The sequence below is a fragment of the Pseudoxanthomonas sp. J35 genome, from assembly GCF_000513995.1.
GTDB lineage: Bacteria > Pseudomonadota > Gammaproteobacteria > Xanthomonadales > Xanthomonadaceae > Pseudoxanthomonas.
This window is the reverse complement of the sequence record NZ_AZVB01000003.1, coordinates 1-14550: the sequence shown is the minus strand read 5'-3', so window position 1 is coordinate 14550 and position 14550 is coordinate 1. Positions and strand designations below refer to the sequence as shown.

Here is a 14550-nt window from a genome sequence, read left to right as displayed (position 1 = left end):
CCCCGCGCGCGCTTTCGCCGGTCGCGGCGGGGTGGCCCGCCCGGCACCCGCGGACGCCCCCCGGTAGAATGGCGCGACAATGAACGCCGCCGTCCTGCCCCTCCCCGAACCCCCGACCCGCCGCGTCGATCCGCGCGTGGCCCACCGCGAACAGACCAAGCTGGCCAAGCGCCTGCGCCGCCAGGTCGGCCAGGCCATCGCCAACTTCGGCATGATCGAGGCCGGCGACAAGGTCATGGTCTGCCTGTCCGGGGGCAAGGACAGCTACACCCTGCTCGACATCCTGCTGCAGCTGCAGCGCAAGGCGCCGGTACCGTTCGAGCTGGTCGCGGTGAACCTGGACCAGAAGCAGCCGGGCTTCCCCGAACACGTGCTGCCGGACTACCTGTCCTCGATCGGCGTGCCGTTCCACATCATCGAGCAGGACACCTATTCGGTGGTCAGCCGGGTGGTGCCGGAAGGGAAGACCATGTGCTCGCTGTGCTCGCGCATGCGCCGCGGCGCGCTGTACGCGTACGCGGCCGAGCACGGCTTCACCAAGATCGCCCTGGGCCACCACCGCGACGACATGGTCGCCACCTTCTTCCTGAACCTGTTCCACCACGCCAAGCTGTCGGGCATGCCGCCGAAGCTGCTGTCCGACGACGGCCGCCACGTGGTGATCCGGCCGCTGGCCTACGTGCGCGAGGCGGACATCGTCGAGTACGCGGCCGCGCGCCAGTTCCCGATCATCCCGTGCAACCTGTGCGGCAGCCAGGAGAACCTGCAGCGCAAGCAGGTCGGGCTGATGCTGCAGCAGTGGGAACGCGAGTCGCCCGGGCGCGTCGAGACGATCGCCAGGGCGCTGGGCGACATCCGTCCCTCGCAGCTGGCCGACCCGAAGCTGTTCGACTTCCTCGGCCTGGGCCACCGCGAAGGCGCCGCGCGCGCCGATGCCCACGCCTGGCTGGCCGGCACGCCGCACGAGGACGAGCCGCCCACGCCCGCCTGACCGCGCGTCGCGAACCCTGCGACCGCTTCCTGACCTGATGCACGGCGCCGTGCGGCGCCTGCCCCGCTTTCGATCCTGGATACCGAATGTTCTTCCGCAACCTGACCTTCTTCCGCTTCCCCCCCGCCCACGATTTCTCCCGGCTCGACGAACTGCTCCCGGAGGCCGCGCTCAGGCCGGTCGGTCCGCTGGAGCTGTCCTCCAGCGGCTTCATCTCCCCGTTCGGCCGCGGCGACGAGGCGCTGTCGCACCGCATCGGCAACTCGATCTGGCTGGCCGTCGGCAGCGAGAACAAGCTCCTGCCCGGCTCGGTGGTCAACGACCTGCTCGCGCAGAAGGTCGCCGAGATCGAGGAGAAGGAAGGCCGCAAGCTCGGCGGCAAGGCGCGCAAGCGGCTCAAGGACGACCTGCTGCACGAGCTGCTGCCGCGCGCCTTCGTGAAGAGCTCGCGCACCGACGCGCTGCTGGACCTGGAGCACGGTTTCCTCGCCGTCGACACCTCCTCGCGCAAGACCGCCGAGGCGGTGGCCTCGGAAATCCGCCGCGCGATGGGCAGCTTCCCGGCGATCCCGCCGAACGCGGAAGTGGCGCCGCGCAGCGTGCTGACCGGCTGGATCGCCGGCGAGCCGCTGCCGGAAGGCCTGTCGCTGGGCGAGGAGTGCGAGCTGAAGGACGCGATGGACGGCGGCGCGGTGGTGAAGGCGCAGAACCAGGAACTGATCAGCGACGAGATCGCCAAGCACCTGGAGTCCGGCAAGCAGGTGACCAAGCTGGCGCTGAACCTCGACGACCACGTCTCCTTCGTCCTCGGCGAGGACCTGGGCGTGCGCAAGCTGAAGTTCCTCGAAGGCGCGGTCGACCAGCTGGAGAGCACCGAGCGCGACGACCTGCGCCAGGAACTCGACGCGCGCTTCGCGCTGCTGGCCGGCGAGGTGCGCCGCCTGTTCCTGGTGCTGGAGTCGGCGCTGAAGCTGAGCAGGGCCGAGGGCTGAATACGCAAGGCCGCTCGCCGGGAACGGCCTTGTTTGCGGCCACCGCGGGCAGGGACTAGGCTGGGGCCACACCCTGCCAGGGAGGCACCGATGAAGACGCTGTCGCTGTCCGTCGTGCTCGCCGCCGCTTTCGCATCGCCCGCGCACGGCTCGGAACCACAGTCGCCCGCCGCCGACGCTTCGGTCCATGTCATCCCGGCGCTGTATTCCCCCCCGATCATCACCCGCTCCGGTCGCCAGTTCATCGCGCGCTGAGACGACGAAGCGTTCGCCAGGACGCGCTACCCGGAAGGCCTGGCCGGGCAGTGCGAGCGCCTGCTGGGCCTCTGGCACCGCGAAGCCGCCCTCCGCGAGCATCCCGTCGGCGCCTCCGTCCCACCGATCCCCGACCGGAATGCACTGCGGTTCTCGCACATGTTCCCGAAGGTTGCCGCGCATCCGGCGCCGCAGCCGCCCTCCCGGAACCGTTGAGCCGGGCCGGCGCGGCCAGTTCGCGCGGAGGCACGGCGCGGAGGCGCTTTGCGCCTAGAATCTGCGCATGCCTTCGCCGCTCTCCCGCCTGTTCGCCCGCACGCCGCAACGCGTGCAGCGCGACACGCTGGAACTGCAGCTCGACGACGGCCGCCGCATCGAGGTGCAGCGCGTGCGCGATCCGCGCGCACGCCGGCTGCGCCTGAGCGTGGACGAACGCGGCGCACGGCTGACCCTGCCGATGCGCGCCAGCCTGGTGTCCGGCGACCGCTTCCTGCACGAACACCGCGACTGGCTGGCCTTGCAGCTGGATCGCCACCTGCCGGCGGACGGCAGCGCGGTCGCGCTGGTGCCCTACGAAACCGCCTCACTGCCGCTGCGAGGCGGCGAGGTTCCCGTGCACTGGAGCGAGGGCCGCTGCCTGCGCATCGCCCGCGATGACGCCAGCATCCATGTCCAGCTCACCGCACGCACCACCGACGCCAGCCTGCGCCGTGCGCTGCGCGCGTTCTACGAGGCCGAGGCGCGCGCCGACGTCGGCCGCTGGCTGCCGCGTTACCTGGCCGGGCTGCCGCGCGCGCCGCGCCAGCTGCGCTTGAAGGTGATGTCCTCGCAGTGGGGTTCGCTGGCGCCGGACGGCAGCCTCGCCCTGGACCTGGCGCTGGTCCTGGCCCGGCCTTCGGCCTTCGAGTACGTGCTGGTGCACGAGCTGTGCCACCTGCTGCAGGCCAACCATTCGCCGGCGTTCTGGGCCGAGGTCGAGGCGCGCTTCCCGGACTGGCGCGACGAGCGCGCCTACTTCCACCGCGAAGGCCGGCGGCTCAAGGCCACCCTGCGCACGCTGCTGGCTGGCTGAGGCCGCCCGGCCGCGCACGGCGCGGCGCGCTAGGATGGCCCGGTCCATACCGGGAGCCCCTGATGACGCCGTCGTCCCGCACCGTGCTGTCCGCCGCGCTTGCCACCCTCCTGCTGTGCGCCTGCCAGCGCGCGCCCGAGGAACCCGCCGCCCCGGCTGCCCCTGCGGCCCCGGAAGCGCCAGCCACCACCGGCACGGCACCTGCCACCCATCCGCAATGCCCGGCCGAACCCGGCACCGCGCCACGCGGCGAACTGGTCGCCACCCGCATCGCCGCAGCCGATGGCGATGGCAGCAAGGGCCTGTACGAGGGCCCGGTGTGGACCGGCGGCACGCTGTACTTCTCCGATTTCACCTTCGACGAGGGCTTCCCCTCGAGGATCCGCCGGCTCACCGCCGACGGCCGCCTGGAGACGGCGATCGACCCCAGCGGCAGCAACGGCCTGGCCCTGGGCGACGATGGCGCGCTGCTGGCCGCCACCCACGACCGCAAGGAGCTCTCCCGCTTCGACCTGGTCGACGGTTCGCGCATCCGCATCGTCGGCGAATTCGAAGGCCAGCCGTTCAACTCGCCCAACGACCTGGTCGCCAGCGCCGACGGCACGATCTGGTTCACCGATCCGGACTTCCAGCGCGCGGCCGCGCCGGGCGGGCAGGAACGCACCCGCGTCTACCGCGTCGGCACCGACGGCGTGGTCTCGGTGGTCGACGACACGCTGCGCAACCCCAATGGCATCGCCCTGTCGCCGGATGGCCGCACCCTCTACGTAGCCGGCGGGGAAGAGAACGGCGTGCTGCGTGCGTATCCGCTGGTGGACGGCAGGCCCGACGGCAGCCATCGCGCCCTGGTCAGCGATGCGGTGATTCCCGACGGCCTGGCCGTGGACTGCCTCGGCAACATCTATCTCACCGAGCACACGCGCCGGCGCGTGCGCGTGGTCTCGCCGCAGGGCGAGGCACTGGCGACGATCGTGGTCGATGCCAACCTCACCAACGCCACCTTCGGCGGCGAGGACCGGCGCACGCTGTACCTCACCGGGGCCGGCTCGGTGTGGTCGATCGAGCTGGACGTCGCCGGGCTGCCGTACTGACGCTGCATCCGTCACGCACGCGCGGCGTGCACGCCGGACGCCGCCGACGGCGCAAGAAAAAGCCCCGCCGGAGCGGGGCTTTTCCGTGGTGCGCTGGGGATCCGATCAGAACTTGTAGTTGATCGAAGCCGCCAGGATGTCGCCACCGACGTCGTAACGACCCTGCAGCGTGCTGCCGGTCGGCGACACCAGGTTCACCGCCGGATCGTTGGTGAACAGATGGGTATAGCCGAAGTTGTATTCGACCTTCTCCGACGGGGTCCAGCCCAGGCCGAACGACAACCACTTGCGGGTCACGTCCGGGACGCGGACGTCGCGGTGCGCGTAGCTGGTCGGGGTCTCGTCGTAGGCCACGCCGGCACGCAGGGTCACCGTGTCGGACAGCTTGTACTCGGTGCCGATCGAGCCGAAGGTGGTGTCGTTGTAGTTGAACTCCAGCACCGCGTCGGGCTGGTTGGAGGCGAAGTCGACGGTGACCTGGTCGAAGGCCGGGCTCCATGCGGTGCGCGACAGGTCGGCCATGACCGACCAGCGGTCGTTGACCGCATGGGTGATGCTGAAGTGGAACACCGCCGGCAGGGTCAGGGTGGCGCGACCGCTGGTGTCGACGTACTGGCCCGGAGCGACCAGGCCCAGCACGGCCGCGGCATTGGCCGGGACGTCGAAGTTGGCCTTGCCGCCGGTGATCTTGTGCTCGACCTTGGAGCGGTAGGTGAAGGCCAGGTTGGTGCCTTCGACCGGGGTCAGCGTCGTGCCCAGCAGGAAGCCCCAGGCGTTGTTGTCGCCTTCGATGGTCATGGTGCCGTCGGCGTTGCCCGGGCGGAAGCCCAGCTGCGCGCCGCCCGGACGGGCGTAGATCGCGGTGCCGAAGTCGATCGCGCTGCTCAGCTCGATGGTCAGGTGCTCGACGAACACGCTGGCGCCGAACGAGACGTACGGATTGACGTCGTACGAGAAGGCCGCGCCCAGGTCGACCACCTTCAGGTCGGTCTTGATGCCGTGATAGCGGCCGACCCAGTCGCTGTCGTATTCGGTCTTGAAGCCGAACGGGGCGGTCAGCGACATGCCGAAGTGCATGTTGTCCTCGGCGCCGAACGGCACGTGGAAGTACGCCGCCGGGACCGGGGCGATCATGCCGGCGTCGCCGCCGTTGCCGCCGGAGACCGGGGTGCCGGTGCCGGGACCGGTGGCGCCGACGTGGCGGGCGCCGAACTTCTCGAACTCGGCCGAGAAGCTGATCGCGCTCAGGTCGGCCTGCAGCTGGCGGCCGTCGAGCAGGCGCATCGAGGCGGGGTTGGTGGCCACGACCGAGGCGTCGCCGGGGGCGGTGGTGGAACCGGCGAACGCGCGGCCCAGGCCCTTGGCGCTGTTTTCCTTCAGCTGGAAGGCGGCGGCGTGGGCGTGGCCGCATGCCAGCGCACCGGCGATGCCGAGGGCCAGCACGGAAAAGCGGGTGAAGCTGTGGGCGTAATGCATGTTGCGCTCTCTCTCCGGGATACGTGTTTGTTGTTGTCGCCAGCGTCGGCGGATCGCCCTTCCGGGCCCCCATCATCGGAGCCCTTTCCCCCGACATACGACGCCGTACTGGAATATAAGCATGCTTTTAACCCAGAAATAACGCTGCAGTGCAGTAAAAGTTGCCGCACTGCAGCGGACAAGCTTGCCGCTGATCGGCGATATTGGCGGCATGTTTGTATCGCTGCCGTCACGACGCAAACCTTCCCCGCGCTGGGCCACCCCCCTGCTGTTCGCCGCCCTGTGGCTGGCCTTCCTGTGGTCGCTGGGCCGCCCGGACGAGGCCCGGCACGCCCTCTGGCTGGCCTGGGGAGCCCTGGGACGGGGCCTGGGCGGCGGGGTCGCCTGGCTGGCGGCGCTGCAGGACGGCAGCGTCTCGCGCCTGTTCACCGCCCTGTTCCTGCACGCCGACTGGGCCCACCTGCTGGGCAACCTGGTGTTCCTGCTGATCTTCGGCCTGCCGGCCGAGCGGACCATGGGGGCCTGGCGCTTCCTGCTGCTGTTCCTGCTCGGCGGGGCGGTGGCCAACCTGGCCGCGGTGATGGCGATCGGCAACCCGGACCAGGTGGTGATCGGCGCCAGCGGCGCGGTTTCGGCGGTGATCGGCGCCTATCTGGCGCTGTTCCCGTCTGCCCGGTTGGGGGTGGTACTGCCGCTGGGGCTGTTCCTGGAGTTCGTCCGCGCCCCGGCCTTCCTGCTGATCGGGATCTGGGCGGCGCTGCAGGTGCTGTTCGCCTACATCGGCCCGGCCTTCGGCGCGGTAGCCTGGGCGGCGCACGTGGCCGGCTTCCTGTTCGGGGTGGTGTTCGCCCTGGTGGTGCGCGCCGGCATCGCCCGGCGCCTGCGGCGGCAACGTGGCTACTGAGGCCTGCCCTTGGATTCGGGGCGGCCGTGCCCCATCTTTGCGTCCCCTCCGGAGATCGTCCTGCCCATGGCCAAGCCGCTGTACAAGGTGACCTTCCTCAACCACGGCAAGGTGTACGAGCTCTACGCCCGGCACGTGGCCGGCAGTTCGCTGTGGGGATTCACCGAGGTCGGCGAGCTGGTGTTCGACCTGCACGAAGGTCTGGTGGTCGACCCGACCGAGGAGCGGCTGCGCGACGAGTTCGGCAACACGAAGATGCTGCACCTGCCGATGCAGAGCATCGTCCGGGTCGAGGAAGTGGAGCGCAAAGGCCAGTCGGCGATCCGCGATGCGGCCACCGGCGAAAAGGTCGTCACCCCGTTCCCGCTGCCGGCCAAGCCGCCGCGCTGAGGCCGGTTGTTTCTGCCGGCAGGTAGCGGACGAACGCCCGCCACCCGGCGACCACGCATCCGCTTCCTCCGGCCGCCACGACCGCGGCGCCCGCAGCCGGGTTCAGCGCGCCTGCGCGCGCGCCTTCGACGCCGCCACCGGCGCGCCCTTGGCCAGCTTCTTCAGTTCCGCCAGCGCGGCGGTGATCGGCTGGTCGCCGGGCAGCGGCAGGCCGGGCCGGTAGTCGGGCGCGTCCTCGTCGTCGCCGCGCAGGTGGCCCGGCAGCTTGGCCTCGCTGATGCTGGCGATGCTCGCCGGCACGTCGGGCGCCTGCACCAGCGCCGGATCCGGCGCCAGCTCGGTATCCGGGACGATGCCGCTGGCCTGGATCGAGCGTCCGCTGGGCGTGTAGTAGCGCGCGGTGGTCAGCTTCACCGAATCGCCGTTGTCCAGCGGCAGCACGGTCTGCACCGAGCCCTTGCCGAAGGTGCGGCTGCCGACGATGCGCGCGCGTCCGTTGTCGCGCAGCGCGCCGGCCAGCACCTCGGCCGCGCTGGCCGAACCGGCGTCGACCAGCACTACCACCGGCGCGCCCTTGAGGCGATCGCCCGGGGTCGCGTCGAAGCGTGTGTCGCTGATCGGGATGCGGCCGCGCGTGCTGACGATGCCGCCACGATCGAGCAGGTCGTCGGCCACCTGCACCGCGGCGGTGAGCAGGCCGCCGGGATTGCTGCGCAGGTCCAGGACCAGGCCGCGCAGGTTGCCGCCGGCCTTGGCCTGCAGCTGGTCGACGTGCTTCTGGAAATCGGCGCCGGTGTCGGCCTGGAAGGTGCTGATGCGCACGTAGCCGTAACCCGGTTCGAGCATGCGGCTGCGCACGCTGGTGACCTTGATGGTCTCGCGCTGCAGGGTCACGTCGAACGGCTTGTCGCGGCCTTCGCGCACCAGGGTGATGGTGACCTTGCTGCCGGGCGCGCCGCGCAGCGGTTCCATGCCCTCGACCTCGGCGATCGGCTTGCCGTCGATGGCGATGATGGTGTCGCCGGCGAGGATGCCGGCGCGTGCGGCCGGGGTCTCGTCGATCGGTGCGATCACCTTGAGGGTGTTGTCCTGCTGCTGCAGCAGTTCCACGCCGATGCCGTCGTAGGCGCCGCTGGTCTGCTCGTCGAAGGATTCGGCGGCAGCCTTGTCGAGGTAGGCGCTGTGCGGGTCCAGGTCCATCAGCAGGCCGCGGATCGCCGACTGCATCAGCTCGCGGTCCTCGACCGGGTCGACGTACACCTCCTTGACCGCGTTGTAGACCGCCACGTAGCGGCGGATCTCCGCCAGCGGCACGCGCGAGCTGGCCGCCGCGGCGGATTCGTTCGCATCGGGATCGTCGCTGGCCGGGACCGGCGCCTCGGCGGGAGCCGTGGCCGGCGGCTCGCCAGCCGGGGCTCCGGCGGCGGCGCCCGGCGCGCCGTCGCCGGGCACGGCCTCGTCCGCAGGCACCTGCGCCGGCTCTTCCGCCGGTGCCGGGGGCTGTCCGGGCTCAGGCTGCCGGGCAAGGACGGACGCGGCCGGCAGCAGGGCCAGCGCCAGGGCCGGCGACAGCAGGAGCGGAAGACGACGCATGCAGGACTCCGGGAGCGCTCTGGGCGCGTTTGTCCCGATTATGCGTCAAGGCCGGCCCAATGCCGCTTGAACCCGGCCCGCCGCGCGCGACGCCCGCTTCAGCGCCGCTGCAGCCAGGTCGAGGGGTCGACCGGCTGGCCGTTGCGTCGCAGTTCGAAGTACAGCGCCGGGCGGCCGTGGCCGCCGGAACTGCCGACCTTCGCCACCGCCTCGCCGCGGCGCACGCGCGCGCCGGCGTCGCGGAGCAGGCTTTCGTTGTGCGCATACAGGCTCATGTAGCCGTTGCCGTGGTCGATGATCAGGATCAGGCCGTAGCCGGTCATCCACTCGGAGAACACCACGGTGCCATCGGCCACCGCGGTGACCGGGCTGCCGAGCGCGGCGCCGATCAGCACGCCGTTGCTGGTGCGCCCGTCCGGCAGGCGCCCGCCGTAGCGCGCCAGCAGTTCGCCGGTGGCCGGCCAGCCGAGGCCGCCGACCTTCGGCGGCGGCGCCACCGAGGCCACTTTCGGCGGGACCTTGCCGGGCGTGGCCGTACCGGCCTTGGCGGCGTCGCGCTTTTCCTGCGCCTCGCGGGCGGCGGCGGCACGGCGCTCGGCGGCGGCGCGGGCGGCAGCCGCGCGCAGGTTGGCGAGCAGGGTCTCGAGCGATTTCACGTCCTGGCCCAGGGCTTTCTCCCGCGACTCGCGGTCGCCGTAGCGCTGCTCCAGGTCGCTTACCAGCGCGGCGCGCGCGCCGCGGTCGCGGCGGATCGCGGCCAGCTCTTCCTGCTGGCGCGCCTGCAGCGCTTCCAGTTCCTGCGTGCGCGCGGCGATTTCCGCCTCGTTGGCGGCCAGTGCCTCCAGCGCGGCGGTCAGCTCGCGGACCTCGGTGGTCTGGCTGCGCTGGGCGTAGCGGTAGTACGCCATGGCGCGTTGCGCGTCGGTGATCCGGTCCTGCGCCAGCAGCAGCTTCAGCGGCGCCTGGGCGCCCTGGGTGTAGGCACTGCGCAACAGGGTGGCCAGGCGTTCGCGGCGCTTGCCCAGGTCGGCCTGCAGCGTCCTGCGCTGCTGTTCCAGCGCCGCCAGGGCTTCGCGCTGGCTGCGCAGTTGGGCCTCGGTTTCGGCGAGGGCGCGGCTGGAACGACCCAGGCGCTCCTCGGCCTCGCGCAGCTTGCGCGCGGCCTCGCCACGCTGGCTTTCCAGCTTGCGGCGTTCGCGGGCGATCTGTTCCAGCTCGGCGCGGGCCTTGCGCAGCTGCTGCTCGGTGGCCTTCTGCGACTGCGCCGGGGCCTCCGCCGGCAGCGCCAGGCCAAGTCCGGCGGCCAGCCCCAGCGCCAGCGCCGCCCGCACCCGGAATCCGGCAGGAACGGCTGGCCAGCGCGGCTGGTGCTCACGGCATGGGGGCACGCCCGGTCATCCCAATGACTTCAGACAGTGGCGGATTGTAGCCAACGGTGATCGTATGCTGTCTGGTCCCGGAAACAGGCGCCCACCATGAACGAACGTATCTCCACCCGCCTTGTCCTGGCGCTGGCCCTGGCCTGCCCGCTGGCGGCGACCGCGGCGGACGACATCAGCAAGGTCAACGGCAGCATCGAGACCACCGCCGGCAGCACCTACGGTGACCTGGAAACGGTGAACGGCGCGGTCCGCATCGCCGAGAACACCCGCGCCGACGACGCCTCCACCGTCAACGGCAGCATTACCGTGGGCGACGGCGCGATCGTCCGCAGCCTGGAAACCGTGAACGGCGGGATCCGCGTCGGCCGCAACGTCCAGGTCGGAAAGGGCATCGAGACCGTGAACGGCAGCGTGTTCGTCGACCAGGGCAGCGTCATCGGCGGCGGCATCGAGACCGTGAACGGCGGCATCGGCCTGGTCCGCACCCAGCTCAGCGGCGGGATCGAGACCGTGAACGGCGACGTCACCGTGGGCATCGGCTCGCATGTGCGCGGCGGCATCGTGATCGAACGCCCGCAGGGCTGGTTCAACAGCACCCGGCGCAAGCCGCGCGTGGTGATCGGTCCGGACGCGGTGGTGGAAGGCAAGCTGGAGTTCGGCCGCGAGGTCAGCCTGTACGTGCACCGTACCGCCCGCATCGGCGAGGTGAAGGGTGCCGAGCCGGTGCGGTTCGAAACCGATACCGCGCCCAAGGACTGAGCGGCGGGGCTTGGCTAGAATCGGGACGTCCGCCGTCAACTATGGAGTCCCGATGTCCCGCAAGATCCTGATCGGCCTTGCAGCCGGCGCAATCGCGCTGGCCGGCTGCAAGAAGGAAGCCGACGCGCCCGCCGCCGCGGCCGCGCCCGAAGCGGCCAGCAGCTCGCTGCCGGCCAGCAACCACGAGTTCCAGCCCGCGATCGATGCCGGTGATTTCGCCGAGCTGGTCGGCAGGCTCGCTTCCGACGAGTTCGAGGGCCGCGGCCCCGGGTCGGCCGGCGAGGAACGCACGGTCGAATACCTGCGCGCGCAGATGCAGCGCATCGGCCTGCAGCCGGGCAACGGCGACAGCTTCTTCCAGGAAGTGCCGATGGTGGAAACCACGGCCGATCCGAATACGAAGCTGGTCCTGACCATCGGCGGCGAGCCGGTGGAGCTGGGCTTCGGCACCGACATGGTGGTCGGCACCCGCACCGGCGAATCGCTGGTCAGCGTCAAGGACAGCCCGGTCGTGTTCGTCGGCTACGGCGTGAAGGCGCCGGAGCGCGGCTGGGACGATTACGGCGACGAGGACTGGACCGGCAAGACCGTGGTCATGTTCGTCAACGACCCGGGCTTCCATGTCGACGATCCGAAGCTGTTCGACGGCAAGAAGATGACCTACTACGGGCGCTGGACCTACAAGTTCGAGGAGGCCGCGCGCCGCGGCGCCAAGGCCGCGCTGATCGTGCACGACGACGCCGGCGCCAGCTACGGCTGGGACGTGGTGAAGAACTCCTGGTCCGGCGCGCAGTACGACCTGCCGGCCAGCGACGATCCGGAGCCGCGCATCCCGGTGCAGGGCTGGTTGACCGCCGACGCGGCGCGCAAGCTGTTCGCCGGCGCGGGCATCTCGCTCGAAGACGCCTACAAGCAGGCCAACAAGCCGGGCTTCAGGCCGGTCCCGCTCGACGCCACGCTTTCGGTCGACCTGGCCAGCACTACCGCGCGCAAGACCTCGCGCAACGTGATCGGCGTGCTGCCGGGCGCCGGCCGCGCCGATGAAGCGGTGCTGTACATGGCCCACTGGGACCACCTGGGCAAGCACGAAGGCGAAGGCGACCAGATCTACAACGGCGCCGTCGACAACGCGACCGGCGTGGCCGGCATCCTCGAGATCGCCGAGGCTTTCGCCAACCAGGATCCGAAGCCGGAGCGTTCGGTGGTGTTCGTCGCGGTGACGCTGGAGGAATCGGGCCTGCTCGGTTCCAAGTACTACGTCGCCCATCCGACCTTCCCGCTGGACAAGATCGCCGGCGTGATCAACCTCGACGCGATGAGCGTCGCCGGCCGCTCCAAGGACCTGGTGGTTACCGGCCTGGGCAGCTCCGAGCTGGACGACATGCTGAAGGTCTACGCCGACCAGCAGGGCCGCGTGCTGAAGGAGGAAGGCAATACCGCCGCCGGCTACTACTTCCGCAGCGACCACTTCAACTTCGCCAAGGCCGGCGTGCCGGCGCTTTACGCCAGCGGCGGCAGCGACCTGGTCGAGGGCGGCACCGCCGCCGGCAAGGCCGCCAGCGCCGAGTACGCCAAGCGCTACCACCAGCCCAGCGACGAGATCCACGAGGGCTGGCGCTACGACGGCATCGTCGAGGACCTCACCGCGCTGTACGGCGTGGGCCGCGACCTGGCCGCCGGCGACCGCTGGCCGAACTGGCGCGAAGGCAACGCGTTCAAGGCGGCCCGCGACACGATGATGGCGGACAAGGCAGCGGCTCCGGCCACGCCGTAACCCGCTCCGGGCCGTGGAGCAATGAAAGGGCCGGTCGCCGCGAGGCGCCGGCCCTTTCTCCTGGGCGATTGCCGGCAGCGCAGCGCGATTTCAGTGCGCGTGCGCCGGGACGTCCTTCTTCGCACCGCCGTCCAGGGAGGCCGCGACCCGCTCGGCCTCGCGCAGCACCCGCAGTACGTTGCCGCCCCAGATGCCGGCGATCTGCTGTTCGTCGTAACCGGCATCGAGCAGGGCCTGGGTGATCCGCGGCAGGTCGGTGATGTCTTCCATCCCGTCGACGCCGCCGCCGCCGTCCCAGTCGGCGCCGATGCCGACGTGCTCCGGACCGGCCACTTCGATGATGTGCAGCAGGTGCTTGAGGAAGTCGTCGAAGTCCGCGCGCACCGGCGGGAAGCGCGCGTCGATCGCGTCGCGCTCTGCCAGGAAGCGGGCGACGGTGGCCGCATCCATGTGTTCCTGGTCGCCGTACTTCTCTTCCAGCGCCTCCAGCGCCTTGCTGCGCTCCGGCGTGGTGCTGGTGTCCTTCAGGTATCCGCCGTAGGCGTTGACCTGGATGACGCCGCCCTTGGCCGCCAGCTTGCGCAGGCGTTCGTCGTCGATGTTGCGCGGATGTTCGTAGATCGCGTCGGCACCGCTGTGCGAGAGCACGATCGGCGCGCGCGACAGTTGCAGCAGGTCGTCGAACACCAGGTCGCTGGCGTGCGAGGCGTCGAGCACGATGCCCAGGCGGTTGGCCTCGGCGACCAGCGCCTTGCCCGCCGGGCTCAGGCCGTTCCACTCCGGCGGCGTGTTCGCCGAGTCGCCGAATTCGTTGTTGCGCAGGTGGGTGATGCCCAGCATGCGCAGGCCAAGACGGTAGTACGCGGTCAGCAGGCCCGGATCGGTGGCCAGCGGCGTGGCGTTCTCCATGCTGATGTAGACCACGCGCTTGCCGGCCGCCGCGATGCGCTGCGCATCGTCGGCGGTCAGCGCCAGCTCGAAGTGCTGCGGATTCGCGGCGACCATCTCGCGGATCGCCGCCAGGCGCACCAGCCCGTGGTCGCGCGCGGCGAGGTTGGCCTCCGGCGAACGGTCGCCCTGGCCGGTGTAGATCGCCCAGAAGCCGCCGTCCAGGCCACCCTTGCGCATGCGCGGCAGGTCGACCTGCGAGAAGTCGCGTTCGGCGGTGTGGTCGTCGAGGACGTTCCAGCCGGGGCGCGGCAGGTTCGCCGGCGTATCCAGATGGGTGTCCAGGACCAGCAGGCGCTCATGCAGCGCCCTGGCCTGCTCGCTGACTTCGGCGGCCAGGCCCGGGACGGCACAGGCCAGCGCCACGCAGCAGGCCAACACACGTACGGCAGTTTTCATGCATTACCCCCATCGAACGGACCGTCGATTGTTCGACATTTTCCGGAGCGGGGATAGTGCGAAGGGCATGCGCGCGCCGTGGATGCGGGTTTTCCCCGAAGATTCGCGTCGCCTGCAGGCCGTCGGCCGCGTTGTGCATCACGCACTTGCGTGGGGTGTGGGGCGTGGGGCGAGGCCTGTGTACCTCAGCCCCCCCCCGGCCGCCGTGCCACGCTTTTCTTCCGCGCAAAGAAGAACCCCCAGCCTTGCGGGCTGGGGGTTCGGGGTAAAGCCCCTGGCGATGACCTACTCTCGCATGGGAAGCCCACACTACCATCGGCGCTGTTGCGTTTCACTTCCGAGTTCGGGATGGGATCGGGTGGTTCCACAACGCTAATTTCACCAGGGAGACGGTTGGAGCGTGCAGGTGGCCTGTGACAGGTACCGCACCGTCTCGCATAGGGACTTGTGATGTAGGGAGCGGCGGATGGCTATCGACGTGATCGTCGAGTCCAAGGCCACTTGAGGTTATATGGTCAAGCCGC

12 protein-coding genes, 1 rRNA gene and 1 pseudogene are annotated in these 14550 nt (G+C 70.5%); 9 read left to right on the top strand and 5 right to left on the bottom strand.

Going from position 1 to position 14550, the window contains the following annotated elements:
• Positions 1-79: 79 nt before the first annotated feature.
• The 5 genes from ttcA (at position 80) to PSEJ35_RS0103110 (ending at position 4401) form a co-directional block, all read left to right on the top strand.
• Positions 80-991 (top strand): tRNA 2-thiocytidine(32) synthetase TtcA, encoded by a 912-nt coding sequence (ttcA, locus tag PSEJ35_RS0103130; RefSeq protein ID WP_028916523.1) that lies wholly within the window; start codon positions 80-82, stop codon positions 989-991.
• A gap of 86 nt (positions 992-1077) precedes the next feature.
• Complete coding sequence (locus PSEJ35_RS0103125; protein ID WP_028916522.1) at positions 1078-1983, top strand: recombination-associated protein RdgC; 906 nt, start codon at positions 1078-1080, stop codon at positions 1981-1983.
• A gap of 90 nt (positions 1984-2073) precedes the next feature.
• Positions 2074-2238, top strand: coding sequence for a hypothetical protein (locus PSEJ35_RS17110; protein WP_156924713.1), 165 nt, complete (start codon positions 2074-2076; stop codon positions 2236-2238).
• Between the two features lie 283 nt (positions 2239-2521).
• Entirely contained in the window at positions 2522-3310 is a 789-nt protein-coding gene (locus tag PSEJ35_RS0103115; protein WP_028916521.1) for a SprT family zinc-dependent metalloprotease, read from the top strand.
• A gap of 62 nt (positions 3311-3372) precedes the next feature.
• Positions 3373-4401 (top strand): SMP-30/gluconolactonase/LRE family protein, encoded by a 1029-nt coding sequence (locus PSEJ35_RS0103110; RefSeq protein WP_028916520.1) that lies wholly within the window; start codon positions 3373-3375, stop codon positions 4399-4401.
• 105 nt (positions 4402-4506) lie between these two features.
• On the opposite strand, the gene PSEJ35_RS0103105 is transcribed toward PSEJ35_RS0103110, so the two are convergent.
• Entirely contained in the window at positions 4507-5877 is a 1371-nt protein-coding gene (locus PSEJ35_RS0103105; RefSeq protein WP_028916519.1) for an outer membrane protein transport protein, read from the bottom strand.
• A gap of 211 nt (positions 5878-6088) precedes the next feature.
• On the opposite strand from PSEJ35_RS0103105, the gene PSEJ35_RS0103100 reads away from it, so the two are divergent.
• Both PSEJ35_RS0103100 and PSEJ35_RS0103095 read left to right on the top strand, forming a co-directional pair.
• Positions 6089-6781, top strand: a complete 693-nt coding sequence (locus PSEJ35_RS0103100) for a rhomboid family intramembrane serine protease (RefSeq protein ID WP_028916518.1) — start codon at positions 6089-6091, stop codon at positions 6779-6781.
• Positions 6782-6847: 66 nt separating this feature from the next.
• Positions 6848-7171, top strand: a complete 324-nt coding sequence (locus PSEJ35_RS0103095; protein WP_028916517.1) for a DUF1820 family protein — start codon at positions 6848-6850, stop codon at positions 7169-7171.
• A 105-nt stretch (positions 7172-7276) separates the two neighbouring features.
• On the opposite strand, the pseudogene PSEJ35_RS0103090 reads toward PSEJ35_RS0103095, so the two are convergent.
• Positions 7277-8764 (bottom strand): annotated as a pseudogene (locus PSEJ35_RS0103090) (S41 family peptidase); the annotation flags it as partial.
• A gap of 98 nt (positions 8765-8862) precedes the next feature.
• Positions 8863-10095 (bottom strand): peptidoglycan DD-metalloendopeptidase family protein, encoded by a 1233-nt coding sequence (locus PSEJ35_RS0103085; protein WP_156924712.1) that lies wholly within the window; start codon positions 10093-10095, stop codon positions 8863-8865.
• A gap of 144 nt (positions 10096-10239) precedes the next feature.
• On the opposite strand from PSEJ35_RS0103085, the gene PSEJ35_RS0103080 reads away from it, so the two are divergent.
• Both PSEJ35_RS0103080 and PSEJ35_RS0103075 read left to right on the top strand, forming a co-directional pair.
• On the top strand, positions 10240-10905 hold the full coding sequence (locus PSEJ35_RS0103080) for a hypothetical protein (RefSeq protein ID WP_028916514.1): 666 nt from the start codon (positions 10240-10242) through the stop codon (positions 10903-10905).
• Between the two features lie 52 nt (positions 10906-10957).
• Positions 10958-12679 (top strand): M28 family metallopeptidase, encoded by a 1722-nt coding sequence (locus PSEJ35_RS0103075; protein ID WP_028916513.1) that lies wholly within the window; start codon positions 10958-10960, stop codon positions 12677-12679.
• Between the two features lie 90 nt (positions 12680-12769).
• Here the strand turns inward: PSEJ35_RS0103075 and PSEJ35_RS0103070 are convergent, their stop codons facing one another.
• The gene (locus tag PSEJ35_RS0103070; protein WP_037082250.1) at positions 12770-14026 is read right to left on the bottom strand and encodes a dipeptidase; all 1257 of its coding nucleotides are present in this window, start codon (positions 14024-14026) and stop codon (positions 12770-12772) included.
• A 272-nt stretch (positions 14027-14298) separates the two neighbouring features.
• Positions 14299-14412 (bottom strand): 5S ribosomal RNA (rrf, locus tag PSEJ35_RS0103065).
• Between the last annotated feature and the right edge of the window lie 138 nt (positions 14413-14550).

Bases quoted from the DNA above. Each gene is read 5' to 3' on its own strand.
- ttcA (WP_028916523.1), top strand. From the start codon at position 80: ATGAACGCCGCCGTCCTGCCCCTCCCCGAACCCCCGACCCGCCGCGTC.
- PSEJ35_RS0103125 (WP_028916522.1), top strand. From the start codon at position 1,078: ATGTTCTTCCGCAACCTGACCTTCTTCCGCTTCCCCCCCGCCCACGAT.
- PSEJ35_RS17110 (WP_156924713.1), top strand. From the start codon at position 2,074: ATGAAGACGCTGTCGCTGTCCGTCGTGCTCGCCGCCGCTTTCGCATCG.
- PSEJ35_RS0103115 (WP_028916521.1), top strand. From the start codon at position 2,522: ATGCCTTCGCCGCTCTCCCGCCTGTTCGCCCGCACGCCGCAACGCGTG.
- PSEJ35_RS0103110 (WP_028916520.1), top strand. From the start codon at position 3,373: ATGACGCCGTCGTCCCGCACCGTGCTGTCCGCCGCGCTTGCCACCCTC.
- PSEJ35_RS0103105 (WP_028916519.1), bottom strand. From the start codon at position 5,877: ATGCATTACGCCCACAGCTTCACCCGCTTTTCCGTGCTGGCCCTCGGC.
- PSEJ35_RS0103100 (WP_028916518.1), top strand. From the start codon at position 6,089: ATGTTTGTATCGCTGCCGTCACGACGCAAACCTTCCCCGCGCTGGGCC.
- PSEJ35_RS0103095 (WP_028916517.1), top strand. From the start codon at position 6,848: ATGGCCAAGCCGCTGTACAAGGTGACCTTCCTCAACCACGGCAAGGTG.
- PSEJ35_RS0103080 (WP_028916514.1), top strand. From the start codon at position 10,240: ATGAACGAACGTATCTCCACCCGCCTTGTCCTGGCGCTGGCCCTGGCC.
- PSEJ35_RS0103075 (WP_028916513.1), top strand. From the start codon at position 10,958: ATGTCCCGCAAGATCCTGATCGGCCTTGCAGCCGGCGCAATCGCGCTG.
- PSEJ35_RS0103070 (WP_037082250.1), bottom strand. From the start codon at position 14,026: ATGAAAACTGCCGTACGTGTGTTGGCCTGCTGCGTGGCGCTGGCCTGT.